The organism is Streptomyces sp. NPDC091282 (assembly GCF_044757385.1).
Lineage (GTDB): Bacteria > Actinomycetota > Actinomycetes > Streptomycetales > Streptomycetaceae > Streptomyces > Streptomyces gramineus.
The window spans coordinates 940,502-965,693 of the sequence record NZ_JBIVUX010000003.1 but is presented as its reverse complement, the minus strand read 5'-3'; the positions used below and the strand labels follow the sequence as shown (position 1 = coordinate 965,693).

General features: G+C 71.6%; 26 protein-coding genes. 14 read left to right on the top strand and 12 right to left on the bottom strand.

Going from position 1 to position 25,192, the window contains the following annotated elements:
* Positions 1-200: 200 nt before the first annotated feature.
* Positions 201-1,010 carry an IS5 family transposase gene (locus tag ACIQOE_RS18330; RefSeq protein WP_401412348.1) on the top strand — a complete coding sequence of 270 codons (810 nt, stop codon included), beginning with the start codon at positions 201-203 and terminating at the stop codon, positions 1,008-1,010.
* 697 nt (positions 1,011-1,707) lie between these two features.
* On the opposite strand, the gene ACIQOE_RS18325 is transcribed toward ACIQOE_RS18330, so the two are convergent.
* From ACIQOE_RS18325 to ACIQOE_RS18280, 10 genes are all read right to left on the bottom strand, one after another.
* Entirely contained in the window at positions 1,708-3,090 is a 1,383-nt protein-coding gene (locus ACIQOE_RS18325) for a PIN-like domain-containing protein (RefSeq protein ID WP_401412346.1), read from the bottom strand.
* Between the two features lie 254 nt (positions 3,091-3,344).
* A complete protein-coding gene (locus ACIQOE_RS18320) occupies positions 3,345-4,154 on the bottom strand; it encodes a transposase family protein (protein ID WP_401412344.1) in 810 nt (269 codons plus the stop codon).
* A gap of 150 nt (positions 4,155-4,304) precedes the next feature.
* Positions 4,305-4,790, bottom strand: coding sequence for a hypothetical protein (locus ACIQOE_RS18315; RefSeq protein WP_366498736.1), 486 nt, complete (start codon positions 4,788-4,790; stop codon positions 4,305-4,307).
* A gap of 298 nt (positions 4,791-5,088) precedes the next feature.
* Positions 5,089-5,358, bottom strand: a complete 270-nt coding sequence (locus ACIQOE_RS18310) for a hypothetical protein (protein ID WP_401412342.1) — start codon at positions 5,356-5,358, stop codon at positions 5,089-5,091.
* Between the two features lie 276 nt (positions 5,359-5,634).
* Positions 5,635-6,138, bottom strand: coding sequence for a hypothetical protein (locus tag ACIQOE_RS18305; RefSeq protein WP_401412340.1), 504 nt, complete (start codon positions 6,136-6,138; stop codon positions 5,635-5,637).
* Positions 6,126-6,416 carry an Ada metal-binding domain-containing protein gene (locus tag ACIQOE_RS18300; protein WP_401412338.1) on the bottom strand — a complete coding sequence of 97 codons (291 nt, stop codon included), beginning with the start codon at positions 6,414-6,416 and terminating at the stop codon, positions 6,126-6,128. The genes ACIQOE_RS18305 and ACIQOE_RS18300 overlap by 13 nt, the downstream gene beginning before the upstream one ends.
* Positions 6,413-7,156: a 2OG-Fe(II) oxygenase gene (locus ACIQOE_RS18295; protein WP_401412336.1), complete on the bottom strand. Its 744-nt coding sequence runs from the start codon at positions 7,154-7,156 to the stop codon at positions 6,413-6,415. The genes ACIQOE_RS18300 and ACIQOE_RS18295 overlap by 4 nt, the downstream gene beginning before the upstream one ends.
* Entirely contained in the window at positions 7,153-7,869 is a 717-nt protein-coding gene (locus ACIQOE_RS18290; RefSeq protein ID WP_399012115.1) for a methylated-DNA--[protein]-cysteine S-methyltransferase, read from the bottom strand. The genes ACIQOE_RS18295 and ACIQOE_RS18290 overlap by 4 nt, the downstream gene beginning before the upstream one ends.
* Positions 7,866-8,357 (bottom strand): RNA polymerase sigma factor, encoded by a 492-nt coding sequence (locus ACIQOE_RS18285; RefSeq protein ID WP_401412334.1) that lies wholly within the window; start codon positions 8,355-8,357, stop codon positions 7,866-7,868. Before ACIQOE_RS18285 ends, ACIQOE_RS18290 begins: the two co-directional genes overlap by 4 nt.
* 49 nt (positions 8,358-8,406) lie before the next feature.
* Positions 8,407-8,922 carry a methylated-DNA--[protein]-cysteine S-methyltransferase gene (locus ACIQOE_RS18280; RefSeq protein WP_365556500.1) on the bottom strand — a complete coding sequence of 172 codons (516 nt, stop codon included), beginning with the start codon at positions 8,920-8,922 and terminating at the stop codon, positions 8,407-8,409.
* Between the two features lie 235 nt (positions 8,923-9,157).
* Between ACIQOE_RS18280 and ACIQOE_RS18275 the strand changes: the two genes are divergently transcribed.
* The 6 genes from ACIQOE_RS18275 to ACIQOE_RS18250 all read left to right on the top strand — a co-directional run bounded on the left by ACIQOE_RS18275 (position 9,158) and on the right by ACIQOE_RS18250 (position 15,245).
* The gene (locus ACIQOE_RS18275) at positions 9,158-10,351 is read left to right on the top strand and encodes an FAD-dependent oxidoreductase (protein ID WP_365556502.1); all 1,194 of its coding nucleotides are present in this window, start codon (positions 9,158-9,160) and stop codon (positions 10,349-10,351) included.
* 10 nt (positions 10,352-10,361) lie between these two features.
* Positions 10,362-10,664, top strand: a complete 303-nt coding sequence (locus tag ACIQOE_RS18270; RefSeq protein WP_401412331.1) for a (2Fe-2S)-binding protein — start codon at positions 10,362-10,364, stop codon at positions 10,662-10,664.
* Positions 10,654-12,111 carry an FAD-dependent oxidoreductase gene (locus ACIQOE_RS18265; RefSeq protein ID WP_401412329.1) on the top strand — a complete coding sequence of 486 codons (1,458 nt, stop codon included), beginning with the start codon at positions 10,654-10,656 and terminating at the stop codon, positions 12,109-12,111. Before ACIQOE_RS18270 ends, ACIQOE_RS18265 begins: the two co-directional genes overlap by 11 nt.
* Positions 12,112-12,285: 174 nt before the next feature.
* Positions 12,286-13,194, top strand: a complete 909-nt coding sequence (locus ACIQOE_RS18260; protein ID WP_401412327.1) for a dihydrodipicolinate synthase family protein — start codon at positions 12,286-12,288, stop codon at positions 13,192-13,194.
* A gap of 130 nt (positions 13,195-13,324) precedes the next feature.
* Complete coding sequence (locus ACIQOE_RS18255) at positions 13,325-14,326, top strand: proline racemase family protein (protein WP_363014121.1); 1,002 nt, start codon at positions 13,325-13,327, stop codon at positions 14,324-14,326.
* A 187-nt stretch (positions 14,327-14,513) separates the two neighbouring features.
* Entirely contained in the window at positions 14,514-15,245 is a 732-nt protein-coding gene (locus tag ACIQOE_RS18250) for a GntR family transcriptional regulator (RefSeq protein ID WP_401412325.1), read from the top strand.
* A 98-nt stretch (positions 15,246-15,343) separates the two neighbouring features.
* Here the strand turns inward: ACIQOE_RS18250 and ACIQOE_RS18245 are convergent, their stop codons facing one another.
* Positions 15,344-16,339 (bottom strand): Ku protein, encoded by a 996-nt coding sequence (locus ACIQOE_RS18245; RefSeq protein WP_401412323.1) that lies wholly within the window; start codon positions 16,337-16,339, stop codon positions 15,344-15,346.
* A gap of 75 nt (positions 16,340-16,414) precedes the next feature.
* Between ACIQOE_RS18245 and ligD the strand changes: the two genes are divergently transcribed.
* Positions 16,415-17,296, top strand: coding sequence for a non-homologous end-joining DNA ligase (gene ligD / locus ACIQOE_RS18240; protein WP_362646505.1), 882 nt, complete (start codon positions 16,415-16,417; stop codon positions 17,294-17,296).
* Between the two features lie 35 nt (positions 17,297-17,331).
* Here the strand turns inward: ligD and ACIQOE_RS18235 are convergent, their stop codons facing one another.
* Complete coding sequence (locus ACIQOE_RS18235) at positions 17,332-18,135, bottom strand: nuclease-related domain-containing protein (RefSeq protein ID WP_401412320.1); 804 nt, start codon at positions 18,133-18,135, stop codon at positions 17,332-17,334.
* A 176-nt stretch (positions 18,136-18,311) separates the two neighbouring features.
* Here ACIQOE_RS18235 and ACIQOE_RS18230 point away from each other — a divergent pair, with 176 nt between their 5' ends.
* From ACIQOE_RS18230 to ACIQOE_RS18205, 6 genes are all read left to right on the top strand, one after another.
* Positions 18,312-18,743, top strand: a complete 432-nt coding sequence (locus ACIQOE_RS18230; protein WP_390632281.1) for a protein phosphatase — start codon at positions 18,312-18,314, stop codon at positions 18,741-18,743.
* A 111-nt stretch (positions 18,744-18,854) separates the two neighbouring features.
* Complete coding sequence (locus ACIQOE_RS18225; protein WP_362646500.1) at positions 18,855-19,577, top strand: hypothetical protein; 723 nt, start codon at positions 18,855-18,857, stop codon at positions 19,575-19,577.
* Positions 19,574-20,803 carry an ATP-binding protein gene (locus ACIQOE_RS18220; protein ID WP_365574009.1) on the top strand — a complete coding sequence of 410 codons (1,230 nt, stop codon included), beginning with the start codon at positions 19,574-19,576 and terminating at the stop codon, positions 20,801-20,803. The genes ACIQOE_RS18225 and ACIQOE_RS18220 overlap by 4 nt, the downstream gene beginning before the upstream one ends.
* Before the next feature lie 328 nt (positions 20,804-21,131).
* On the top strand, positions 21,132-22,493 hold the full coding sequence (locus ACIQOE_RS18215; protein WP_351321852.1) for an FtsW/RodA/SpoVE family cell cycle protein: 1,362 nt from the start codon (positions 21,132-21,134) through the stop codon (positions 22,491-22,493).
* Between the two features lie 26 nt (positions 22,494-22,519).
* On the top strand, positions 22,520-23,977 hold the full coding sequence (locus ACIQOE_RS18210; RefSeq protein ID WP_401412551.1) for a penicillin-binding transpeptidase domain-containing protein: 1,458 nt from the start codon (positions 22,520-22,522) through the stop codon (positions 23,975-23,977).
* Positions 23,978-24,090: 113 nt separating this feature from the next.
* Positions 24,091-25,029: a diiron oxygenase gene (locus ACIQOE_RS18205; RefSeq protein WP_351936608.1), complete on the top strand. Its 939-nt coding sequence runs from the start codon at positions 24,091-24,093 to the stop codon at positions 25,027-25,029.
* Positions 25,030-25,192: the final 163 nt, after the last annotated feature.

The following is a 25,192-nucleotide window of genomic DNA, read 5'->3' as shown; positions in this document are numbered from 1 at the left end:
ACCCAAGGGAACTCGAAATCTAGAGGGTCGCCATTATCCAACTATTTACACTCGCTCGGCCCATCCCATAGCTCGTTCAATTTTCTCATTGTTGACTTCTTCATGGCCGTCGATGCAGCCCTCGTAGAGCTCGTAACACGATCTTGCTGAGGTGTGCTGGTCGGGCGTGACCAGCGGGCCTATTCCGCCGTTCGTGGGGTGTGGGGAACCGGCCGTGGATCGTGGACGAGGCACTGTGGGCACTGATCGAGCCGTTGCTGCCGCCCTGGCCGACGAAGGCCCCCGGGCCGAAGCCTGTCGATGACCGGCTGTGCCTGCAGGGCATCCTGTACGTGCTCTACAACGATGTCAGCTGGCAACTGCTGCCACTGGAGCTGGGCTTCGGCTCTGGCCAGACCTGCTGGCGCCGGCTGAGCCGGTGGCGCGAGGCCGGTGTCTTCGAGAAGCCGCACCATCTCCTGCTCGCCGAGCTGAACGCGGCCGACGCCCTCGACTGGACCCGGGCCTGCGTGGATGCCTCCCACATCCGCGCGAAAAAAGGAGGCGAGGCCACCGGCCCGTCGCCGGTCGACCGCGGGAAGACGGGTAGTAAGCACCACCTGATCTGCGACGGCCATGGCACCCCGTTCAAGGTGATCACCACCGCGGCCAACGTCAATGACGTCACGCAGACTATGGCCCTGGTCGACGGCGTCCCGCCGGTCGCTGGGAAGCCCGGTCGACCCCGCCGCCGGCCCGACGCCTTGCTCGGCGACAAGGGATATGACAGCAACCCCAACCGGCGCGAGCTGCACAGTCGCCGGATCCTGCCAGTGATCTCCCGCAAGGGTGCCCCGAACATCAAGGGCCTGGGCAAGCTCCGCTACGTCGCCGAACAGACCTTCTCACCCCTGCACCACTTCAAACGCCTGGCCGTGCGCTGGGAACGACGCCTCGACCTGCACGACGCCTTCGCCTCCCTTGTCTGCGGCCTCATCTGCTGTAGGCGCCTCAAGAAGACCCGTCGATGATCACGATGCGGGCCTACACGCCCCAGCCGTGAACCCGCCATCGAATCTTCAGGCGGGCGATCATCCACCCTGACCGCCCAAAGCGTGTCGTCGTAGCTGCAGGAAGCATCCAGGCCGAACTCCGCCTCCCCCAACGCCTCAGCCCCCGATTCGTCGTGGAGGACCGCAGGCAAAGGCGCGTTGAGGAGAAGCTTCTGGCGGCGGATGTCAGCAAGGCTCCTGTCCTGGCAGAGGAGGATTCGACCGATGCCATCCCGCAGAGCGAAATCGGCCCAGATGCGAGGTAGGGAGACCTCAGCGACGTACGAGATGACCGCTCCGCTCTCGCCATCCCTGTGAAGCCGCCCGCAGTTGCCACAGACGTACAGCGACGAGAACGACGCTTCCACGGCACGCTGCCGCTCCTGAGTGTCGAGATCGGCAGGAGCAGGCCAGGCGATCTGGTCGAAGAGCTCGTCAGGGACGAGCCGGAACTGCTGACCTGGGTTGTGGGAACCGCTGAAGATGTTGCCGCATCCACACTTGAAGCCGCCCAAGTTCCTCCCCTTCGAAGCGTTTCTACCAGGTCGACAGCGAGTTCGGGACGGAAGCCTCCCCGTGGCCGTTTGGCCGGCATCTGCTCAATCACCGCCTACAAGTCATGGTCCACGATCACATCTGGCTGCCCAGGGCCCCGACAAGATCGTGTTACGAGCTCTTAGGACTTGCCGAAACTTTCGCTCCTAGCTTCTCCGCTGTCTCGGGTCTGCCACAGGTCTCCTCCCTCGTACATGCTCCGGAGCAGGGGAATCACCCCGCTGGGAATGCGGAACCCCTTCGCCCAGGAAGGGTCGACGGCGTGGCCGTAGACGGTGGTGAGCAGGAACGGCTCTCCTCCTGTCAGCACACCCATCGCTTGTAGATCCCTGGACAGGGTGCCGATCGGTTGGGTGAAGCCGCGGAGTCTGCGTGTCTCGTCGTAGCCGGCAAGCTCGTACACTGTCTCCCGGTCTACAAAACCGCCGTTTGCCGCAGCTGCAACGATTGCTTTGACTCGGGATGGGTAGCGCCTCATCAGCTCGTCCATGAACGTTGCCAGCGACTCCGCCGTCCAGGCTTCATCTTCGGAGTCTTTGTCAGTCGATGCCTCGCCCAGTTGCTCCAGGTCGCGGACGGAGCCCTCGTCCACGTTCAGTTCGAGGAGTTCTTTGGCCCAGCGGAGCAGTTCGCTTGGAGTGAGCATGTAGAGTCCCACCCCGGCCTGCTCCTTCAGTTCCTGGAGGAGTTCGGCACGGGGACGAGGCGGGATGTCGTATCCGCGGTTGGTCCACCAGTCCTTCTTCACGTCCCCCGTGACCAGTAGAACGTCGCACCCGCGGTCCCGGGCCTCCGCCATGAGCTGTACCCACACAAGGTAGTCACCGGCAGCTAGCTCGGGTTCCTTGGTGCGGAAGTCCTCGTGCCCCGGCGGTATCCCCTCGTCGGCGCGCTCCTGCGCCTCTTTCACGGCCTTGTCGTATTCGTCGGGCCGCAGCGGCTCGCCGACCCGGCCGTGCAGAAGCGGTTCAAGAGCGTTGAGAACCGGGTCAGTGTGAGTGGTGGCAGTCTCCTTGAGTGCGTCACACTCGGCCTGAGCCCGGATGAACTTTTTGAGGCTGTCGGCCGCTTTGGCGAGCTCGCTCAGGTCTCGGTCAGTCCGCTCTCCAGCCTCTTCGTTGTCCTTGAGTTGGACGGCGGTCAACCAAGTGGTCACTGCTGTCCGGGCCGCGTTGACTGCCTTATCGAGCGTGGCGCTCGCCTCATTGGCCTTGGTCGCGTGGTGATGGCGTATTGTCGGCGACTCGCGGTTACGCCAGAACTCCGTGAGCACCTGGTGTGGAATCCACAGGCGCTCGCGAAGCCTGACGAGGGCGGCAAGGGTGTCTCGGCGGGTGCTCTCGTTCGAGCGGTAGAGGTTAAGCAGCACATTGGTGTCAAGCACGACCAGACCGGAATCGAAGATCCTCTTGTAGTCGGCGCGGAGTGGGCTGCGATGGGCCTCGTCGCAGTCGAAGACGCCCCGGACTTGAGGCTGGTCGGACGTGGTGTGCACTGCTGCCATGAAACGCTCCCCTGAGGTCCTAGGGCGCATCAGCCCTCCCCGGCTGGGTGCGCGGGGGAAAGTCTAGGACCGGATCGAGCCACTGCGTCCGAGGAATCAGCAGCGGTTCCGACACACCGGACGTCTGCCGATCACCGAGCGTCAAGGCTAGTCATCCGACACGGTCCACAGCGAAGTACCTATGGGACCGAGCAGCGTCCAACCGACCTGTCAGGCAAGGCCATCAGGAGTGACTGAGGTCTTCTCAACGGTGATCATTTCCAAATTCCGTTGAGGACGAGGGCTGCTCGGGCGATGTCGCCGATTCGACTAGGGCTGAGCGTCACGTACTGCAGGGTGCGCCAACGCTGCTTGAGCTCGGCTGCAGTGCGCTCTCCAAGGGCCCGGACGTGCCGCAGCAGGGCGTTGAACATGCGGGTATCGACATGAAGTGCCTTTTCAGACTTGCCTCTTGGGTGACGGACCGGGATGCGGATGCCGATGCCCGCGCCGATGTAGCCCTTGTCCGCCAGCGTCGGCAAGCCCTCGGTCGCCGCCTTGTAGAGGGCCGGCAGGGCATGCATACGGGCGGCGGTGATGTCCGGTATGGAGCCGGGTTCGACGTCGGAAACCCACAGCGGGGTGCCGTCCGGGGCGGACAGGAACTGGATGTTGCCGCCGAACGCCTTGTGCTTCTGGCTGAACCACAGGCCGTTGCCGTTCTCGCGAACGCCGGCGAGCCGGTCCGACTCGATCAGGGTGCCGTCCAGGATCACGTGCGCCATGCCCTCGCGCTGGCAGCGGGTCAGGACCTCGTGCAGGTCGGGGGCCTGGTCGGCGAGGACGGTTATGCCCTCGTGCAGGTAGCGGTAGCCGGTGGCCTGGGAGACACCCGCGTCGCGGGCCAGGCAGTGCACGCACCCGCGCTCGCGGAACCAGCGCAGCACCAGCACCGCCTGCCGGAACGGGCCCAGCGCCCGCGACCTGCGCGGCGTGCCGATCCGGTGGCGGTGGGCGGCGAGCAGGCGGGCGAGGTACTCGACGATGTGGCGCGGGACGTCAAGCGTGGCAGCATAGGTGACCAACGTGAGGCCTCTGGTTGAGCGTAAATGATCTTGTAGTGGACCTGTCCTACCAGGGGCTTCACGTCTACTCGCCGCCGGGTGATGCCCAGACGACCCGTCAGAACCATCCGGGATCAAGCCGCTTCACGCAGATCAATTCGTTGAGAAACCTCACTGGGCGGTTTGAGCTGATCCCGGCAGGGAGAGCGGTCCTGCACTGATCGCACCCTGGTGCGAAACGTTGAGCTGTCGGAACACCCGCGTTGCGGCTCCCACCCACTGCGGGACCGGCACGCCCGCTGCAGTCGCCTGCCGGGCGGTCTCCTCAGCCACAGCAGTGCTGAGGTCTCGGTACCAGATCAACTTGTCAGACAGCGATGCGGCAAGGTCGGACTGATCCACCACCTTCCGGGCCAGAACCCGGTCAACCCTGACCAGGAATTCGAGAAACACGCCCAGGTGCTGATGCTCATTGAGCAACCCGAATGTCTCCCCGGCATAGTAATCGGCGTCTCCGGGATACCAGAACCCACCAGCAAGGGCCGCCGCAGTGACGGTGCCGTCCTCCAATTTGCGCCTGGTCTTCGAGACCGAGACCCGATGTTCCATGAAGGAAGCCGACAGGAACTCTTCCACGAGGGCCTGGGTCAGCGCCATGCGCTGAGTCTGACGAGTCGTCCATAATGAGACGAGAAATCCCGCTATCCCACCGAGTAGCGCTCCCAGGAGCGTCGAAAGAAACGCCGCCACGTCAGCCTCCTTACTGAAGCGAGAAGGGGGCGAGCGAGCCTACAGCCGGTGCGTGAGGAGTGACGTGGACTCCCTCGCTGTCGCACTGTACGGGAGGACCGGCGATCGGTTGAAGGTCTCGCTGCAACTGGCCCCCTGGCGGCCCGCGGCGGGCTTGGAGCGACAGCGTCGGCGCAGAACGGCTACTGCCACCGGCCACACCGGCTCAAGTTACGGAGGCCTCCGCACGCAGGAACTCCAGGGCGGTCTCGGTGTTCCGCGACAGCTTGAACACGCTGTCCAGCACCAACCGCTCCTCGGCCCACGAAGCGAACACCTTCCGCCGCGGCTCGACCTCGTCCCACGTCGGTTCCCGGGAGCCCTCGATCCCCCGGGACCGGCCCTCCACCCGCACCAGGAACACCCTGATCAGAGACCTGCGCGCACTCGGCGAGCGCACCGCCGCCGAACTGAAGGAACGCTGGCGCGCCCTCAAGCACGTCACCCTCAGCCCCAGCCGCATCGGCGACATCGCCCGAGCCGCACTCGTACTCAACAGCCAATGGAAAAGATCACCGCTGAGAAAACCTCACTCACCTCATTGTGTTAGCCGTTCTTAACCCAACGACGCTGCCAGGCATGGAGTTACAACTTTCTCTACTGGTTCAAGCTGGCTCCGCTGCGCGCTGCGCTCCTGCCTTCGGCCCGGTCTGCGCGCGCTACGCATGGGACCGCCTGTGTGGGGTGGCGGACGGTCAGTCAGCCGGCCGGTTTAGGTGTGTATGAGGACGTCGTTCGTCACCTTCCACCTGGTGCCGTCGGCAGCTGCTCCTGTCAGGCCGTTCAAGTAAGGGAGGCCTACGAGGGTCAGGGTGTGGGGGGCGGCGAGGGCGGCGGTTGCGAGGGTGTGGGTGGGGGGCCATGGGGTCGACCACAGGAGCCGTCTGGTCATCTGGGCCCAGCCGGTCGCGGGGCCGGTCATCACCCAGAGGTCCGGGGCGGGGGCGACGAAGCGGGTCGCCTGGCGGAGCCAGGAGGCGGCCGTCTCCGGCCAGGTGATCGTGGCCAGGGTGATGCCGCCGGCGCGGGTCCAGGTGGAGTCGATTCTGCGCGCGGTCGCCAGGGCGTGCGGGGTGCGGCCGGAGCCGATCACCAGGGTGCGGGCGCGGCGGGCGTGGGCCAGTGCGATGACGGCGGCGATCTCGGCGGGCGTGGCCATCGGGTCCGGGTCGTGGGTTGCCGGGGTCGGGAGGAGGGGGCTGGTCAGGGAGTCCATCGTTCGCCGTTCTCCTGTGCGGTCTTCCATGCCCGGTAGCGGTCCTTGCAGCAGGCCCCGCAGGGGCGGAAGCCCGCGGCGACCGCCGTGGCCTCGTCGGCGAAGAAGACCCGCTGGTGCGCGTAGCCGCTGCGGGCGAGGGCGCGCAGCGCGGTGGGGCAGTCCAGCCGGCCGTAGATCCTGGAGCCGCGGTGGCCGCCCCAGAGACCTTTCGTCGGGGACCGGTACGGCCGGCCGGTCGCGTCCAGCAGGGTGTACGTCTTCGCCGGGGCGGTCATGCGGCGTCGTGGAAGACGAGGGCGAGGGTGTGCCGTTCGCCGGAGCGGATGGCGGAGACGCCGTGCCGGACCGGCGCGGCGGACCATCCGCGGGTGGACCTGACGGGGCGGTCGCGGGTGGTGAAGAGGTAGCCGTGGCCGTGCGGCAGCAGGGTGGCGGTGCCCCGGGACTGGGCGCGTGGGCGCTGTTCCAGCAGCAGGAACTCGCCGCCCGTGTGGTCCACTCCGGGCTCGTTGAGGTTGATCACGACCTGCAACGGGAACACGAGGTCGCCGTACAGGTCGCGGTGCAGGGCGTTCCAGTCCTTCTCGCCGTAGTGGAGCAGGATCGCCGTGGACTTCGTCTGGCCGGCGTCGTGGCACATCCGCAGCCACTCGTCGAGCGAGTCCGGCCACGGCGCGGGCCTGCCGAGTCTGTTCCACCAGTCTCGGGCGATGGGCAGCAGCCGCGGGTACAGGGCCTGCTTGAGGCGTTCGACCGGTTCCGGGTACGGCGTGTCGAAGTACCGGTACCGGCCCTCGCCGAAGCGGTGGCGGGCCATGTCGACCGTGCTGCGGAACGGGCCGTCCTGCTCGTACAGACCCCTGATCTCGACGGTCTCCTCCGGGGTCAGGAGTTGTGGCAGGAGGGCGCCGCCGTACTCGTCGATCTCCGCGGTGATCGCCTGCCAGTCGGTGGACTCGACCCGGTCGTGCCAGCGGTCCGTGCCGCTTGCCGCGGGCGTCTTCTCGGTGTTCATGCCGTCGCCTCCAGGTTCAGCAGCGCGGTCTTGGCTTCCAGTCCGCCGACGTAACCGCCGGGTGTGCCGTCGGTGCGCAGGACGCGGTGGCACGGGACGACGATCGGCAGCGGGTTGGTCGCGCAGGCGGTGCCCACCGCGCGTACCGCCTTGGGGTTGCCGACCAGCTCGGCCATGTCCCGGTAGCTGCGGGTCTGGCCGTACCCGATCTCGGGCAGACGGGTCTGTACGAGGCGCCGGAAGCCGCGGGAGAGGGAGAGGTCCAGCGTGAGGTCGAACGCCTGGCGGTGGCCGGCGAAGTACTCGTCGATCTCTCGTGCCGCCTCGTCCAGGCGGCCGGGGACGCGCAGGATGCGCGGGCTGAGCTTCTGGCCGAGGGTCTCCAGGACCCGGTCGTGGTCCTCCCTGGCGTACGCCACGCGGACCAGGCCCTGCGGGGTGGCGGCCAGCAGCAGCTTGCCGACCGGCGAGTCGACGGTGGTGTAGGCGACGTCCACGAGGTCGGCGCGCTCGGCCGCCCGCTCCAGGCGGCGGTGGAGCCGGCCGAGCGTGTCGGCGTCCACGTGCGTCGACAGCAGCGAGGTCATGTCCTCGTCGTCGCGGACCGCACGGGCAGCTTCTTCGGGGCGGGCAGCTTCTTCGGGGCGGGTGGCGGCATCGGGGCGAGCGACGTCCTCGGGGCTACGGCCGTCGGCGGCGTGAATGGCGTTCATGATGGCGCTCCTTTCGTGATCGCGGCCGGGTAGTTCTTCCTGAGGTTCCTGAGGCCGTCCGCGGCGGCTCTGCGGGCCGCGTCGGTGGTGCCGCCGAGGATCTCCGCGATCTCGGCGTACGCGAGTCCCGCCACGTAGCGGTAGGCGACGGCCTGGCGCTGTTTGGCCGGGAGGCCTTTCACCGCGGTCCACAGGTCGGCGTCTGCGGACTCCGGGATGCCCTGTCCCGTCGGCTCCTCCGGGACCTCGTCGACCGGCAGCGGGTTCCTCTTGCCGACGCGCAGCACGTCGATCGCCTTGCGGTGCGCGATCGTCACCAGCCAGGCCTCGACGTTCGCGGTCTCCGGCAGGCCGGGATAGGCTCGCAGGGCGGACAGGAAGGTCTCCGACCACGCGTCGTCCGCGTCGTGCGGGCCGAGGACGACCCGGCAGACGCGCAGCACGGTCGCTCCGTGCTCCGCGACCACACTCTCGAACGGTTGTTTCATGTCCATCCCAGGGAAGACGTGCCGGTGGTGGCGGACGCGCGCGGCGGTGTCAGAACAGCCGCCCGGCGCCGGCCGCGGACGGTTCTTCGAGCTCCAGCAGCGCCCGTTTGTGCTCCAGGCCGCCCGCGTACCCGGTGAGGGAGCCGTCGGAGCCGACGACGCGGTGGCACGGTACGAGGATGCACAGCGGGTTGGCGCCCACGGCCTGGCCGACGCGTTGCGCGAGGGCGCGGTCTCCGAGCTGCTCGGCGATGCGGCCGTAGGTGGTCGTGTCGCCGCACTGGATGCTCTTCACGATCTCCCAGACCGCGAGCTGGAACGAGTCGCCCTCGGCGGCGAGCGGCAGGTCGAACCGCCTGCGCCGTCCCGCCAGGTAGTCGAGGAGCTGGCGTGCCGCCTCGTTCAGCAGCGGGTCCGTCGCGTCGGTCACCTCGGGGCCGAACGTCTCCCGCGCGGGGCGGCGGGCGTGCCGCCTGAAGTACACGCCGGTGATCGTCTCGCCTTCGGCGACGAGCGTGACCGGCCCGAGGCGGGTCTCGATCACGAGGTGTCGCGTGCTGCTCATCCCACGTCTCCCATCTCCTGTCCCCCGTCTTCTGACCGGTAGACGCGGGCGGCCCGTGGAACGTGAGATCCGCGGCCGTCCTTCCTGGCGCGCGCTTCGAGGGCGCCGCCCCGGATCCTCGCCCGGTGGTGCCGCGATGGCCCGGCGTCGGCCCGTGCGTGCGGCGTGTTCGCGCGGTGCGCGCGGTACGTGCGGTGCCATTCCCCAGGAGTGGGATATGTGACATAGTACTGGCGTGAGCAAGCGACTGACCTGCGATGTCGTGGTCGTCGGCGCCGGGATGGTGGGGGCCGCCTGTGCTCTGTACGCGGCACGGGCCGGTCTCGACGTGGTGGTCGTGGACCGCGGACCCGTGGCCGGCGGGACCACCGGAGCCGGCGAGGGGAACCTCCTCGTCTCCGACAAGGAGCCCGGTCCCGAGCTGGACCTCGCCCTGCTGTCCGCGCGGCTGTGGGCCGAACTGGCCGAGGAGTTCGGGACGGCCGTCGAGTACGAGGCCAAGGGCGGGCTGGTCGTCGCCTCCTCGGCGGACGGACTCGCCGCCCTCGAACGGTTCGCCGACGCGCAGCGCGCCTCCGGCGTCCTCGCCGCACCCGTCGGCGCCGACGAGCTGTACGGCCTCGAACCCCGGCTCGCCCCAGGCCTGCCCGGCGCCGTGCGCTATCCGCAGGACGCCCAGGTGATGCCCGCCCTGGCCGCCGCCCGGCTGCTGCGCGCCTCGGGTGCCCGGGTCCTCACCGGCCGTACCGTGACCGCCGTACCGCGCACCGCGGACGGCGCGGTGCGCGGAGTCCGTACCGACCGGGGCGACGTCGACGCGCCCGCGGTCGTCAACGCGGCCGGTACCTGGGGTGCCGACATCGCCGCGCTGGCGGGCACCCGGCTCCCGGTCCTCCCGCGCCGCGGCTTCGTCCTCGTCACCGAGCCCCTGCCGCGCCTGATCCGCCACAAGGTGTACGCCGCCGACTACGTGGCCGACGTGGCCAGCGACTCGGCCGCCCTGCAGACCTCGCCGGTCGTGGAGGGTACGGCCGCGGGCCCGGTGCTGATCGGCGCGAGCCGCGAACGGACCGGTTTCGACCGGACGTTCTCGCTGCCGGTCGTACGGGCGCTGGCGGCGGGCGCGACCCGGCTGTTCCCGTTCCTCGCGGACGTCCGCGCCACCCGCGCCTACCTCGGTTTCCGCCCGTACCTGCCCGACCATCTGCCCGCCATCGGCCCCGACCCGCGCGTCCCCGGCCTGCACCACGCCTGCGGCCACGAGGGCGCCGGCATCGGGCTCGCCACCGGCACCGGTCACCTGATCACCCGGGCGCTGACCCGCGACGACCCGTACGAGGAGCGGGAGTTCGCGGCCTTCCGTCCGGACCGCTTCGCCTCCGGCGACACCGATCACCGTCCCGCACCAGGACCCCGACCAGCCGACTAGAGGAGACCGCGTGCGCTCACCCCTGGAACTCGCCGACGCCCAGCCGGGTCCGGCGTTCACGGTCACCTTCGACGGGCGGGAGATCCCGGCCTGGCCGGGCCAGACCGTCGCCGCCGCGCTCTGGGCGGCCGGGGTCACCTCCTGGCGCAGCACCCGGAGCGAGGGCCGCCCCCGCGGTGTCTTCTGCGGCATCGGCGTCTGCTTCGACTGCCTGGTGACCCTCAACGACCGCCCGAACCAGCGGGCTTGCCTGGTGCCCCTGCGGCCCGGGGACGCGATCCGCACCCAGGAGGGCACGGTTCATGGCGGCTGACCGGCCGCGTCTCGCCGTGATCGGCGCCGGGCCGGCCGGGCTCGCGGCCGCGATCGCCGCCGCCCGCGGCGGGGTCCGGGTCACGCTCGTCGACGCTGCGGCGGAGGCCGGCGGCCAGTTCTACCGGCGGCCCGCCGGCGAGTTGCGTGCCCGGCGGCCGCAGGCGCTGCACCACCAGTGGCGGACCTGGGTACGGCTCCGGGACGCCCTGCGGGACGAGGTACGGGCCGGGACCATACGACATGTGACGGATCATCATGTCTGGCTGGTGGAAAGGCTGGACGACGGGTTCGCCGTGCACGCGCTGCTCGGGCCGGCGCAGGAGGAGGGCGTCTCCGTGCGCGCCGACGGCGTCCTGCTGGCCACCGGCGGTTACGAGCGGGTGCTGCCCTTCCCCGGCTGGACCCTCCCCGGAGTCGTCACCGCGGGCGGCGCCCAGGCCATGCTCAAGGGCTCCCTCGTGGTTCCCGGGCGCACCGCCGTCGTCGCCGGTACCGGCCCGCTGCTGCTGCCCGTCGCGACCGGCCTGGCCGCGGCCGGCGTCGAGGTGGCCGCGCTGGTCGAGTCGGCCGGTCCGGGAGGGGCGGTGCGGCAGGCACGCGCGCTGGCCGTCCAGCCCGGCAAGGTCGTCGAGGCCGCGATGTACGGCGCCCGGTTGCTGCGGCACCGGGTGCGCACGCTCGTCCGGCACACCGTCGTCGAGGCGCACGGCACCGGCCGGGTGGAGGCGGTCACCGTGGCCGCACTGGACGGCGCCGGGCGGGTCAGGCCCGGTAGCGGACGCCGGATCGGCTGCGACACCCTCGCCGTCGGCCACGGCATGCTCCCGCACACGGACCTCGCCGAGACGCTGGGCTGCGCCCTCGACGGCACGGCGGTCCGCGTCGACGCCGAGCAGCGCACCGACGTCCCCGGCGTCTGGGCGGCGGGCGAGACCACCGGTGTCGGCGGCGCCGCCCTCTCCCTCGCCGAGGGCCGGATCGCGGGCCGGTCCGCGGCGGCCCGGCTGCGCGGCACCGAACCGGATCCGCGGACCATGACCACGGCCGCCCGGAGCCGGGACCGCTCGCGGGAGTTCGCCGCCGCGCTCGACACCGCGTACGGCCCGCCCGCCCGCTGGACCGAGCTGGTCACCGACGACACCGTGGTCTGCCGGTGCGAGGAGGTGACCGCGGGCGCGGTCCGCGAGGCGGTCGGAGAACTCGGCGCCGGTGACGTGCGGACGGTGAAGCTGCTGACGCGGGCCGGGATGGGCTGGTGCCAGGGGCGGGTGTGCGGGCCCGCGGTCGCCGGGCTCGCCGGGTGCGCACCCACGCCCTCCCGGCGGCCGTTCGCCAGACCGGTGCCTCTCGGAGTACTGGCGGCCACCGGCGAACCTTCCGACGCCGGAGGCCGGTATCCGGACGACGACGGCTACGGAGACGAAGACGGCGACGGCGACGGTTGAGCCGCCGGCACCGCTCGTGGCGCGCACGACCACCGGATGCGGGACGGCGGGAGCGGCCCGCACACCGCGATCCCACACCGACCCCACCCCGGTCCGCAGCCCCGCCGGCAATGCAATGTCACACCCTATTCACCCTCGCCCCCTCGACTTCACCCTCGACGAAAAGGGACCCACATGACCGCCCCGCAGAACACCGGTACCGCCCGGCCCTGGCACGGCGTCCTCGTCGCCACCGCCCTCCCCCTCCGCGCCGACCTGTCCGTGGATCACGGCCGGTACGCCGAGCACTGCGCCTGGCTGGTGGCGAACGGCTGCGACGGTGTCGTACCGAACGGCTCGCTCGGCGAGTACCAGACGCTCACCGCCGAGGAGCGCGCCAGGGTCGTGGAGACGGCCGTGGCCGCCGTCGGCGGGGAGCGGGTGATGCCCGGTGTCGCGGCCTACGGCTCGGCCGAGGCCCGTCGCTGGGCCGAGCAGGCGCGGGACGCCGGCTGCGCGGCCGTCATGCTGCTGCCGCCCAACTCCTACCGTGCCGACGAGCGTTCGGTGCTCGCCCACTACGCCGAGGTCGCGCAGGCGGGCGTCCCGGTCGTCGCGTACAACAACCCCGTCGACACCAAGGTCGATCTGGTGCCGGAGCTGCTCGCCCGGCTGCACGGCGAGGGGTACGTCCACGCCGTCAAGGAGTTCTCCGGCGACGTCCGCCGCGCCTACCGGATCGCCGAACTCGCCCCGGACCTTGATCTGTTGATCGGTGCCGACGACGTCCTCCTGGAGCTGGCGATCGCCGGGGCCAAGGGATGGGTGGCCGGCTACCCGAACGCGTTGCCGCGCGCGTGCGTCGAGCTGTACCGGGCGGCCGTCGACGGCGACCTCGGGACCGCCAAGAAGCTGTACGAGCAGCTGCACCCGCTGCTGCGCTGGGACTCCCAGGTGGAGTTCGTGCAGGCCATCAAGGTGTCCATGGACATCGTCGGGCGGTCGGGGGGACCGGTCCGGCCGCCGCGGATGCCGCTGCTGCCCGCGCAGGAGGCCGCCGTGCGCGCCGCCACCGAACGGGCCGTGGCCGCCGGACTCGCCTAACCGCCCGACCCGGCGGGCCACTTGGCCACGCGACCGCGCGAGCACGCGACCACGCCGATCCCCCCGCCCACGCCGACCAAACCCACGAGCCCGACCAGGCCGACCAGGCCGATCCACCAGGAGCATCGTCATGCGCAGCACACTCGTCCTGCACGCCGTCGACTCGCACACCGAGGGCATGCCCACCCGCGTGATCACCGGCGGGATCGGCACCCTGCCCGGCGCGACCATGAACGAGCGGCGGCTGTACTTCCGTGAACACCGCGACGACATCAAGCAGTTGCTGATGAACGAGCCGCGCGGGCACGCGGCGATGAGCGGCGCGGTCCTGCAGCCGCCGACCCGGCCGGACTGCGACTGGGGAGTCGTCTACATCGAGGTCTCCGGCTATCTGCCGATGTGCGGGCACGGCACGATCGGCGTGGCCACCGTGCTGGTGGAGACCGGCATGGTCGAGGTCGTCGAACCGGTCACGACGATCCGGCTGGACACCCCGGCGGGTCTCGTCGTCGCCGAGGTGGCGGTGGAGAACGGGGCGGCCCGGCACGTCACCCTCGCCAACGTGCCGTCCTTCGCGGTGGGCCTCGACCGCGAGATCACCCTCGCCGACGGGCGGACGGTGACGTACGACCTGGCGTACGGCGGCAACTTCTACGCCATCCTGCCGCTGGACGCGTTCGGCCTGCCCTTCGACCGGTCCCGCAAGGAGGACATCCTCCGGGCCGGCCTCTCCCTGATGGAGGCGATCAACGCGAAGGAGGAGCCCGTCCATCCGGAGGACCCGTCCATCCGCGGCTGCCACCACGTCCATCTCGTCGCGCCCGGCGCCACCGCCCGGCACTCCCGGCACGCGATGGCCATCCATCCCGGCTGGTTCGACCGCTCCCCGTGCGGCACCGGTACGAGTGCGCGCATGGCCCAGCTGCACGCGCGCGGCGAACTCCCGCTCCGCACCGAGTTCGTGAACGAGTCCTTCATCGGGACCCGGTTCACCGGCCGGCTCCTCGGCACCACCGAGGTCGCCGGCCGTCCCGCCGTGCTGCCGAGCTTCACCGGCCGCGCCTGGATCACCGGTACCGCCCAGTACCTGCTCGACCCGACCGACCCGTTCCCGACCGGCTTCGTCCTCTGACGCCGGTCCGGACCGGGAACGAGGACGGGCCCGGCGGCAGGGTCCTGAGCGGCGTCCGGGCGGGGGATACTGGTGGTGCGTGACATTGCACAGTGCGCCGACAAGCCGCCCGTGCGCCTCCCCCACCGCGGACCCCGCCGCACCCACCGTCCGAGGAGGCCGCCCGTGCCGTACGAGGAGACACCCCATGCCCGCCGCCCAGCACCGCTCGTCCGCCGCCGTACCGGCGCTGCCGACCCTCGGGGGCAAGAAGAGCAGCTACCGGGAGCGGGTCGCCGACGCCCTGCGGGCCGCGCTGATCGCCGGTGAGCTGCGGCCGGGCGAGGTGTACTCCGCGCCGACGCTCGCCGCCCGCTTCGGCGTCTCGGCGACGCCGGTGCGCGAGGCCATGCTGGACCTGGTCAAGGAGGGCCTGGTCGACACCGTCCCCAACAAGGGGTTCCGGGTCACCGATGTGTCCGAGAAACAGCTGGACGAGTACACCCACGTCCGTGCGCTCGTCGAGATCCCGACCGTGGTGGAGCTGGCCAGGACCGCCGACCCGGTCTCGCTGGAGGCGCTGCGCCCGGCCGCCCGGGAGATCGTCCGGGCCGCCGTCGCCGGTGACCTGGTCGCCTACGTCGACGCCGACACCCGCTTCCACCTCGGCCTGCTGGCGCTCGCGGGCAACGCCCACCTCGTCGAGGTGGTCGGGGACCTGCGGGGGCGCTCCCGTCTGTATGGCCTCACCGCGCTGCTGGAGGCGGGCCGCCTGCTGGCCTCCGCCGAGGAGCACCTCGAACTGCTGGACGCGCTCGTGGCCCGCGACGAGGAGGCGGTACGCGAGGTCATGACCCGCCACATCGGACACGTCCGCGGCCTCTGGGCCGCCCGGCAGCCCCGTCCCGACGCCCAGGAGAGCCGTCCCGACGCCCGGTAGACCCGTCCCGACGCCACCGGGACGGCGGCGGCCCACGCCGACGACCCACGCCGACGACTCACGCCGACGGCCGCGCGGAGCGTCACGCGATGGACGCGTCACGCGGTGCGTTTGCGGGGCGCGGTCTTGCGCGCGGTCGTCTTCTTCGCGGTCCCCTTGGCGGTCGCCACCGTCTTCTTCGCGGCCGTCTTCCCGGCCGCGGCCGTCTTCCCGTTCGCCGTGGTCTTCTTCGCCGCCGTCTTCTTGGCCGGTGCCTTCTTCGCCGCCGTCTTCTTCGCGGCCGCCCGCCGGGGCATCGGCGTGACCTCGGCGTCCTCGCCCCGCGACTCCTTCGCCGCGCGCACGCTCTTCTCCAGGGCCGCCATCAGGTCCAGGACCTTGCCGCCCGTCGCCGGTTCGGGAGTCTCCGGCGGGGCCTCGCCGGCCGCCTTCGCGGCGATGACCTCCTCCAGGGCCGTCCGGTACTCGTCGTGCAGGTCCGCCAGGTCGACCTCGCCGAGGGTGTCCATCAGGGCGTCCGCGAGGTCCAGCTCCTTGTCGCGGACGGTGACGTCGACGTCGGGGGCGACGCCCTCCGGGGCGCGGACCTCGTCCGGCCAGAGCAGGCCGTGCATGGCGATGGCGTCGCCGACCACCCGGAGCATGCCGAGCCGCTCCCGGCCGCGCAGCGCGTACTTGGCGATGGCCACCTTGTGGCTGCGCTTGAGGGCCTCGCGCAGGAGGGTGTAGGGCTTGGCGGCCGGTGCGCCGCTCGCCGCGAGGTAGTAGGCCGCGTCCATCTGGAGCGGGTCGATCCGGTCGGCCGGGACGAAGGCCACGATCTCGATCGTGCGGGCGGTGGGCAGGGGCAGGTGGGAGAGGTCGTCGTCGGTGATCGGGATGATCGTGCCGTCGGCGTCCTCGTACCCCTTGCCGATCTCGGACTGGGTGACCTCGCGGTCCTCCAGCTCGCAGAACTTCCGGTAGCGGATCCGGCCGTTGTCCTCGGCATGGACCTGCCGGAAGGAGATCGCGTGGCTCTCCGTGGCGTTCACCAGCTTGATCGGGATGCTGACGAGCCCGAAGGAGATCGCGCCGTTCCAAATGGATCGCACCTGCGGATTCCTTCCGTCCGGCGGCCGTCCGAAGACCTTCGCTTGCGTGAGCGGTTTGTATGAGATTGTCATCGTATGACGCCGATCACGGAGGTGGACGGGCGGAGGGTCGCGCTCAGCAATCTGGAGAAGGTGCTGTATCCCGCGACCGGGTTCACCAAGGGCGAGCTGCTGCACTACTACGCGACGGTCGCCGAGGTCATGCTGCCGCATCTGCGCGGCCGGCCGGTGTCCTTCCTGCGCTATCCGGACGGGCCGGACGGGCAGGTCTTCTTCACGAAGAACGTGCCGCCGGGTACGCCCGACTGGGTCACCACCACCGAGGTCCGCCGGTCGGACGGGGCGGCCCGGATGGTGCTGGTGCAGGACCTGGCGAGCCTGATGTGGGCGGCGAACCTGGTCGCCGAGTTCCACACGCACCAGTGGCGGGCGGACACGCCGGACGAGGCGGACCGGATCGTCCTCGACCTGGATCCCGGGGCTCCGGCGACGGTGGTGGAGTGCTGCGAGGCCGCGCTGTGGCTGCGAGACCGGCTGGCCGCGGACGGGATCGAGGCGTACCCGAAGACGGCCGGGTCGAAGGGGCTGCACCTGCTGGCGGCGGTGCGCGGGGCGTCGAGCGAGCGGGTCAGCGAGTACGCCAAGGAGCTGGCCGTGGCGGCGGAGCGGGCGCTGCCGCACCTGGTGGTGAGCCGGATGACGCGGAGCCTGCGGCCGGGGAAGGTGTTCGTGGACTGGAGCCAGAACGCGGGGCGGAAGACGACGGCGACGCCGTACACCGCGCGGGCGCGGCGGGAACCGGCGGTCTCCACGCCCGTGACCTGGGAGGAGGTCGCGGGGTGCGGGCGCGCGGCGGACCTGGTGTTCCTGGCCGGGGACGTCCCGGCCCGCGTCGAGCGGCACGGCGACCTGCTGGCACCGCTGCTGGACCCGGCGCGCGCGGCCTCACTTCCGTGAGGACGAGGCACCGCCGGAGGGAGGCGGGCCGGTGGTCACAGCCTGGCCCAGGTGGAGCGGTCGCGGGCCGTCGCGTGCAGGGCCTCGACGTCGGCCGGCTTGAGGACTCCGCCCAGCCGGGACAGGTCCTGGAGGTCCTGGTCGCGCAGGACGCGGACCTCGCGGGGCGGGGCCGTGAACCGGACGTCCGCCGGTTCGGTCAGCGCCAGCACCGGGCGGACCTCGGCCGTCAGGGCGTACGAGGCCCGGTCGGCGGCCGAGCGCAGGACGCGCAGCAGCGGCCGGGGATCGCGGCGGCCCAGCGTGACCATCGGGTCGGCGATCAGGACCCGCTGCTTGCGGGCGTGCAGCGCGTGCACGCAGAAGAGGCCGCCGGGGCCGATCAGCAGGTGGTGAAGGCGGTCGCCGCCGGGCAGCGGGACGGAGTGCAGGACGTGCCAGCCGGCGCCGTCCAGGCGGTCGAGGGCGTCGCCGACGGTCTGCTCGGCGGCCAGGGCGCGGCGGCGCGGGTCGGGGCGCAGCCGGTGGGCCGGGCCGGGATCCCGGTCGAGGGCGACCAGCAGCGCCTCGCCGGGGCGGTTGGGCGCGAGGTCGTCGTCGGGGTGCAGGCTCAGGCGCGCGAGTTCGGCGGGCGTCGGCACGGGCGGCGGGCCGACCGTGACCGGGCCGGTCAGGAACGGCCGGAGGGTTTCGAGCACGTCGTCCCGGCGCTCCTCGCTGAGCAGGTTGACCCGGGCCGCCTCCCGGTCGTACCAGGCGACGTTCCGTCCGTCCGGATGGCAGACGTACAGCCGCTCCCGGCCGTGGCGCCAGGTCGGCACGACGCGCAGTCCGCTCATTGCGACATCACCCCTCGACCATGGGAACAGGCGGGGTGCTCCGCGGGCAAGAACCCGGCTACCTTTGACGAGGGGTTGGCGCGCGCAGCGGGGAGGCGCCGGTGCGGATACGCAGTGGGCGGTACGACGTCCCGGTCCCGGACAGTCCGTGGAGCGAGGTGCTGCCGGGGCTGTGGATGGGCGGTCACGAGTTCCGGGGGCAGGCCGGGGAGCCGGAGCCCGTCGTCGTACGGGACGAGTTCGATCTGGTGCAGAGTCTGCTGCGGCTGCCCGGGCACGGTCCGGACGCCGGGGTGGAGCACCAGGTGTGGCCGATTCCCGACGGGCCGCTGGACGGGACCCAGCTGGCGGGTGTGATGCGGCTCGCCACGGCGGCCAGTGAGGCCCTGGACGCGGGGCGGTCGGTGCTGGTGCGCTGCTGGAGCGGGTACAACCGGTCGGGGCTGGTGGTCGCCCAGGCGCTGGTGCACCGGGGGCGCACGGCCGAGGAGGCGATACGGCTGGTCCGGGACCGGCGCTCGCCCTGGGCGCTGCACAACGAGCTGTTCGTCGCCTACCTGCGCGCCGGTCTGTCGACCGCCCGGCTGCTGGAGGAACTGGCCGAGTAGCCTCTCCCCTGCACCGGCCGTCCCAGCCGCAAAAAGGACTTCCATACGAATCTGCTAATAAGGTGTACGGGGCCTCGATACCCGCAAATCCCCCAACCGCCCAGGAGCAGCGTGCCCACCCGTCGTCCCTTGCGTACCGCCCTCGCCGCGGCCGCCGTCGCCCTGCTGGCCACGGCGGCCGCCGGCTGCGGCGACTCCGGCGGACTCCAGGAGGCCGGAGCCACCCCGACCGCGGTCAGCCCGGTGAAGCTCTGGCCCGACCTGCGGCCGGCGTCCAGTCCTGCCTGGCCCTACGACGAGGGCAGCGCACGGACCGTGAAAGGCGTCACGGTCCCCGGCGACGACATCCGCGAGGTCGACCCGGTGGCCGTCGTACGGGCGGAGATCGCCGCGAAGACGGCGGACTACGGGTCCAAGGGCGCCTACCACGAGACGGTGAACCGGATCCAGCAGTGCACGGCCGGGGGCGGCGGGACGGGGTGTCCGCTGCTCACGCCGTACTACCGGGATCTGACCGGGGACGGGCGGGACGAGCTGACGCTCGGCTTCCGGCTGTACCCGACCAACCAGACCGCGCTGCGCGTGTACACCGTCGAGAACCACCGCCTGGTGCAGGTGCTGGAGGACGACGACGCGATCATCGGCGTCGAGCTGGCCGGGCGCGCGGTCATCGTGCGGTCGCCGGCCGGGATCAGCGGGTACGAGTACCGGACCACCTGGGAGTGGGACCAGGAGCGGAAGGCGATGGTGTTCTCCCGGGACGAGTTCCTGCGCACCGGCAAGGCGCGGCACAGCCACGCGCCGGTGCCCTCGGCGTCCGCGGGCGCGCGATGAGGCTGCCGCGCCGGGCCGGGACGCTGGCGGTGAAGTCCGCCGCGTTCATCACGGTGATGTGCTGTGCGCTGGCCGCGCTGCTGGGCGGGCTCGTGCACGTGTCGGTCACCGATCAGACCGTCGCGCAGGCCCGCGACCAGGCGCTGTCCCGGCTGGCGGACGCGACGACCGCGTACGAGGCGGGCGACGCGCTGGTGCCGGGCTCGGCGATCGATCCGGCGGGGCTGCCGTCGCGGCTGCGGACGCTGGCGGCGGCCGGAAAGCGCGGCACGATGGTCGCCAAGGACGACGGCCGCCCCACGATGTGGGCGGCGGGCCCCGCGGACCACGGCCGGGCGCTCGCGGTGGCCGTCGACTACTCGCAGCAGGCCCGTACGATCGCGGGCCTCGACCGCTCCATCCTCTGGTCGTCGGTGCTCGCCATCGGGGCGACGCTGCTGGTCGGCGCGTTCGCGGTGACCCGGGTGACCCGGCGGCTGCACGGCACCGCGCGGGTGGCGCGGCGGATCAGCGCCGGGGACCTGGACGCGCGGGTGCACGATCCGCGGACCAAGGATCCGACCCGGCCGCAGGACGAGGTGGCCGCGGTCGCCGCGGCGCTGGACGGCATGGCCGCGTCGCTGCAGAGCAAGCTGCTGAGCGAGCAGCGTTTCACCGCGGACGTGGCGCACGAGCTGCGGACGCCGCTGACCGGGCTGCACGCGGCGGCGGAACTGCTGCCCGAGGGCCGGCCGACGGAACTGGTGCGGGACCGGGTCGCCGCGCTGCGCACGCTCACCGAGGACCTGCTGGAGATCTCCCGCCTGGACACCGGCCGGGAGCTGCTGGAGACCGACACGGAGGCGCTGGGCGCGCTGGCCGAGCGGGTGGTGCGGGCCTCGGGGACGGAGACCGAGGTGAAGGTCGTGCGGGACGTGTGGGTGGAGACGGACCGGCGGCGGCTGGAACGGGTGCTGGGCAACCTGGTCGCCAACGCGCACCGGCACGGGCGGGCGCCGGTGGTGCTGACGGTGGAGGGCAAGGAGGTCACCGTCCGGGACCACGGGGGCGGTTTCCCCGCGTACCTGGTGGCGCACGGGCCCCAGCGGTTCCGCACGGAGGGCGGGAGCAAGGGGCACGGGCTGGGGCTGACGATCGCGGCCGGGCAGGCGGAGGTACTGGGCGCGCGCCTGTCGTTCGGAAACGCGATCGACGGCGGCGCGGTGGCGGTACTGACGCTCCCCTAGGGGTGGCACGGGGACACGTTCGCGGCCGCGAGCCCGCGGGGGCCGTTCGCGCAGTTCCCCGCGCCCCTAACACCCTGAAGGACCGCGGGGAACTGCACGCCAACCCCCTCCCGCCCTGAAGGGGCGCGGGGAACTGCGCGACAAGCCCCCACCGGCCGGCGCATCCCACACCTCCCCGACCATCCCCCACCCTGAAGGGGCGCGAGGAACTGCGCGACAAGCCCCCACCGGCGGGTGCGCGCCACACCTCCCCGGCCGCCCCACCCCACGCCACGCTGGCGCAAGCCAACACAGCACGCATCTCGCACGATGTGGGTAAGTTCCGGACATGACCAAGGCCGGAACCACCCTCACGGCACCCGCGGCCCCGGCCGCCGCCGTACGTCTCCCCCGGCGCCGCGGCATCGAACTCGCCCTGATCGTGCTGGCCGTCCTGCTCTCCGTGTACGGATACTGCGCGGTCGGCCTGGCCAGGACCGGCACCGTCCCGCCCGGTGCCGCGGGCTACGGCGCCGGTCTCGGCGTCCTCGCCCTCGTCGCCCACCTCGCCGTACGTTTCCGCGCGCCCTACGCCGACCCGCTGCCGCTGCCCATCGGCGTCCTGCTCAACGGACTCGGCCTGGTCCTCATCTACCGGCTGGACCTGCAGACACCCGGCGACCGGGCGGCCCCGGCCCAACTCGTCTGGTCCACCCTGGGCGTCGGCCTGTTCATCATGGTCGTGCTGATGCTGCGCGACCACCGCCTCCTCCAGCGCTACTCCTACGTCTGCGTGGCCGCCGCGCTCGTCCTGCTGCTGCTCCCGATCTTCTTCCCGGCCGTCAACGGCGCCCGGATCTGGATCAGGATCGCCGGATTCTCCATCCAGCCGAGCGAGTTCGCGAAGGTGCTGCTCGCGGTGTTCTTCGCCGCCTATCTCGCCGCCAACCGCAACGCCCTCGCCTACGCCGGCCGCCGGCTGTGGTTCATGCAGTTCCCGACCGGGCGGGTGCTCGGGCCGATCGTCACCATCTGGCTGGTGAGCGTCGGTGTCCTGATCCTCGAACGCGACCTGGGCACCTCGCTGCTCTTCTTCGGCCTCTTCGTCGTCATGCTCTACGTGGCCACCGGGCGCACCGGCTGGATCGCGGTGGGGCTGGTGCTCGCGGTGCTCGGCGCGGTCGCCGTCGGCCATCTGGAGCCGCACGTGCACGGCCGGATCGAGGACTGGCTGCACCCCTTCGCGTCGATCGACGCCGGGCAGGGCCCGAACCAACTCGCCCAGTCGCTCTTCGCGTTCGCGGCCGGCGGGATGATCGGCACCGGCCTCGGCCTCGGCCACTCGATCCTGATCGGCTTCGCCACCAAGTCGGACTTCATCCTGGCCACCGCGGGCGAGGAACTCGGCCTGGCCGGACTGTCGGCGATCTTCCTCCTGTACGGGCTGCTCGTCGAGCGCGGCTACCGGGCCGGCCTCGCCCTGCGCGAGCCCTTCGGCCGGCTGCTCGCGGTCGGCCTGGCCTCGATCGTCGCGCTCCAGGTCTTCGTCATCGCGGGCGGGGTGACCGGCCTGATCCCGCTGACCGGCATGGCGATGCCGTTCCTCGCCCAGGGCGGCTCGTCGGTGGTCACCAACTGGGCGATCGTGGCGCTGCTGATCCGGGTGAGCGACTCGGCGCGCCGCCACTACGACGGGCGGGTGGCCCCGTGAGCCGGCGCGACCGCCAGAACACCGGCATGGCCAAGTACATCCGGCGGGCCCGTGCCTTCTGCGCCCTGCTGCTCCTCGCCCTGCTCGTCAACGCGGCCCGCGTCCAGGTGGTCCGCGCGCACGCCTACGACGAGAACCCGGCCAACCGCCGGACCAGCATCGCCCGTTACGGCCTGCCGCGCGGCGACATCCTGGTCGGCGGCGAACCGGTCACCGGCTCCCGGGACAGCCGGGAGCAGCTCCGTTACGAACGCACCTACCCGCAGGGCCCGTTGTACGCGCCGGTCACCGGCTTCGCCTCCCAGCTGTACGGCACCACCTTCCTGGAGCACGCCGAGGACGCCCTGCTCTCCGGCACCGACCCGATGCTGGCGCCGTTCCCGCTGTGGAACGACACCAGCAGGAAGCAGTACCCGGGCGGGAACGTCGTCACCACCCTGAACCGGTACGCCCAGGAGGCCGCCTACCGGGGCCTGGGCTCCCGCAAGGGCGCGGTGGCCGCGATCGAGCCGTCGACCGGCCGGATCCTGGCCCTGGTCTCCACCCCGTCGTACGACCCCGCGGAGCTGTCCGGCAACGGTGCGGCGGTGACCGCGGCCTGGGCGCGCCTGAACGGCGACCCGGAGAAGCCGATGCTCAACCGTGCGGTGCGGCAGACGTATCCGCCGGGGTCGACGTTCAAGGTGGTCACCGCGGCGGCGGCGCTGGACACGGGCGTGATCACCGACCTGGACGCGCCGACCGACTCCCCCGACCCCTACCGGCTGCCGGGCACCACGACCCGGCTGACCAACGAGGCGGAGGGCTGCGCGGACGCCTCGCTGCGGGTGGCGTTCGCGTGGTCCTGCAACACGGTCTTCGCCAAGCTGGGTGTGGACGTGGGGGTCGCGGGCATGACGGCGACGGCCCAGGCGTTCGGCTTCAACGACCAGGGTCTGCGGGTCCCGTTCGCCGCGGTGCCGAGCACCTTCGACACGAGCGTGGACCGGGCGCAGCTGGCGCTGTCGTCCATCGGGCAGTACAACACCCGCGCCACTCCGCTGCAGATGGCGATGGTCGCGGCGGCGGTGGCCAACGGCGGGATGGCCCGGCCGCCGTACCTGGTGGAGCGGACCCTGCGGCGGACCGGCGAGACGGTCGCCACCGGCGGTGCCGGGTCGGTCCGGCAGGTGATGAGTCCCGCCACGGCCGTCCGGATGAAGGAGCTGATGACGGACGTGGTCCAGGAGGGCACCGGTGCCAACGCGGCGATCCGGGGCGCCACGGTCGGCGGCAAGACCGGGACCGCGCAGCACGGCGTCGGCAACACCGGGCTGCCGTACGCCTGGTTCGTGTCCTGGGCGCAGGCGGACACCGACGTGGAACCGAAGGTCGCGGTGGCGGTCGTGGTGGAGGACGCGGCGGCCGACCGGGCCGACATCAGCGGCGGCGGGGACGCGGCACCGATCGCGCGGGCGGTGATGCGGGCGGTGCTGGGGCTCTGAACCGGGGTAGACGCGGAGTCAACAAGTCGTGCGCGGGGGATTGACCGTCTTGCTGACAAGCGGTCTTATAAGAACGGACGACGACACACCCCCGGTGACGAGGTGAGGGAGCCATGACGACCCTGACGGATGCGGACGCGGTCGACGGACTGCGCGACGCGCTCGGCCTGCTCAAGGACCGCGAGCAGGTGGCCGAACGGCTGCTCGTCTCCTCCGCGAAGCACTCCTTCGACCCGGACAAGGAGCTGGACTGGGACGCGCCCTTCGAGGAGGGCAAGTGGTTCTGGCCGCCGGAGCTGGTGTCGCTCTACGACACCCCGATGTGGAAGCGGATGTCCGAGGAGCAGCGGATCCTGCTCTCCCAGCACGAGGCCGCGGCCCTCGCCTCCCTCGGCATCTGGTTCGAGCTGATCCTGATGCAGCTGCTGGTACGGCACATCTACGACAAGTCGGCGACCAGCGCGCACGTGCGCTACGCGCTCACCGAGATCGAGGACGAGTGCCGGCACTCGAAGATGTTCGCGCGCCTGATCGCCCGCGGTGACGCACCCTGGTACCCGGTCGGCCGGGCCCACCTGAACCTGGGCCGCCTGTTCAAGACGATCTCGACCACGCCCGGCTCCTTCACGGCCACGCTGCTCGGCGAGGAGGTCCTGGACTGGATGCAGCGGCTGACCTTCCCCGACGAGCGGGTGCAGACGCTGGTCCGCGGGGTCACGCGGATCCACGTGGTCGAGGAGGCCCGGCACGTGCGGTACGCCCGCGAGGAGCTGCGCCACCAGATGCTGACGGCACCCCGCTGGTCCCAGGAGTTCACCCGGCTCACCTCCGGCGAGTTCGCTCGGGTGTTCTCGGTGGCCTTCGTGAATCCCGAGGTCTACACGAACGTGGGTCTTGACCGGCGGGAGGCGGTGGCGCAGGTCCGGGCGAGCGGGCACCGGCGGGAGGTCATGCAGAACGGCGCGCGGAAGCTGACGGACTTCCTGGACGACATCGGCGTCCTGCGCGGAGCCGGCCGGCGGCTGTGGAAGAGCTCCGGGCTGCTGGCCTGAGCGCGCGGCACGGCCGGGCGGCGCCGCCCGCGAGCACCCGCACCCCTCGGGCCACCGCACCGGCCCGCCCGGAGGGGTGCGGGCCCGCTGCCACCGCCGCCGGCCGCGCACCCGGCCGACGACGCACCGGCCGGCGCCTCCCGCACACCGGCTACCCTGCGAC

Bases quoted from the DNA above. Each gene is read 5' to 3' on its own strand.
- ACIQOE_RS18295 (WP_401412336.1), bottom strand. From the start codon at position 7,156: ATGAACACCGAGAAGACGCCCGCGGCAAGCGGCACGGACCGCTGGCAC.
- ACIQOE_RS18255 (WP_363014121.1), top strand. From the start codon at position 13,325: ATGCGCAGCACACTCGTCCTGCACGCCGTCGACTCGCACACCGAGGGC.
- ACIQOE_RS18300 (WP_401412338.1), bottom strand. From the start codon at position 6,416: ATGACCGCCCCGGCGAAGACGTACACCCTGCTGGACGCGACCGGCCGG.
- ACIQOE_RS18205 (WP_351936608.1), top strand. From the start codon at position 24,091: ATGACGACCCTGACGGATGCGGACGCGGTCGACGGACTGCGCGACGCG.
- ACIQOE_RS18265 (WP_401412329.1), top strand. From the start codon at position 10,654: ATGGCGGCTGACCGGCCGCGTCTCGCCGTGATCGGCGCCGGGCCGGCC.
- ACIQOE_RS18230 (WP_390632281.1), top strand. From the start codon at position 18,312: ATGGGCGGTCACGAGTTCCGGGGGCAGGCCGGGGAGCCGGAGCCCGTC.
- ACIQOE_RS18325 (WP_401412346.1), bottom strand. From the start codon at position 3,090: ATGGCAGCAGTGCACACCACGTCCGACCAGCCTCAAGTCCGGGGCGTC.
- ligD (WP_362646505.1), top strand. From the start codon at position 16,415: ATGACGCCGATCACGGAGGTGGACGGGCGGAGGGTCGCGCTCAGCAAT.
- ACIQOE_RS18315 (WP_366498736.1), bottom strand. From the start codon at position 4,790: ATGGCGCTGACCCAGGCCCTCGTGGAAGAGTTCCTGTCGGCTTCCTTC.
- ACIQOE_RS18210 (WP_401412551.1), top strand. From the start codon at position 22,520: ATGGCCAAGTACATCCGGCGGGCCCGTGCCTTCTGCGCCCTGCTGCTC.
- ACIQOE_RS18290 (WP_399012115.1), bottom strand. From the start codon at position 7,869: ATGAACGCCATTCACGCCGCCGACGGCCGTAGCCCCGAGGACGTCGCT.
- ACIQOE_RS18260 (WP_401412327.1), top strand. From the start codon at position 12,286: ATGACCGCCCCGCAGAACACCGGTACCGCCCGGCCCTGGCACGGCGTC.
- ACIQOE_RS18235 (WP_401412320.1), bottom strand. From the start codon at position 18,135: ATGAGCGGACTGCGCGTCGTGCCGACCTGGCGCCACGGCCGGGAGCGG.
- ACIQOE_RS18215 (WP_351321852.1), top strand. From the start codon at position 21,132: ATGACCAAGGCCGGAACCACCCTCACGGCACCCGCGGCCCCGGCCGCC.
- ACIQOE_RS18305 (WP_401412340.1), bottom strand. From the start codon at position 6,138: ATGGACTCCCTGACCAGCCCCCTCCTCCCGACCCCGGCAACCCACGAC.
- ACIQOE_RS18285 (WP_401412334.1), bottom strand. From the start codon at position 8,357: ATGAAACAACCGTTCGAGAGTGTGGTCGCGGAGCACGGAGCGACCGTG.
- ACIQOE_RS18280 (WP_365556500.1), bottom strand. From the start codon at position 8,922: ATGAGCAGCACGCGACACCTCGTGATCGAGACCCGCCTCGGGCCGGTC.
- ACIQOE_RS18250 (WP_401412325.1), top strand. From the start codon at position 14,514: ATGCCCGCCGCCCAGCACCGCTCGTCCGCCGCCGTACCGGCGCTGCCG.
- ACIQOE_RS18220 (WP_365574009.1), top strand. From the start codon at position 19,574: ATGAGGCTGCCGCGCCGGGCCGGGACGCTGGCGGTGAAGTCCGCCGCG.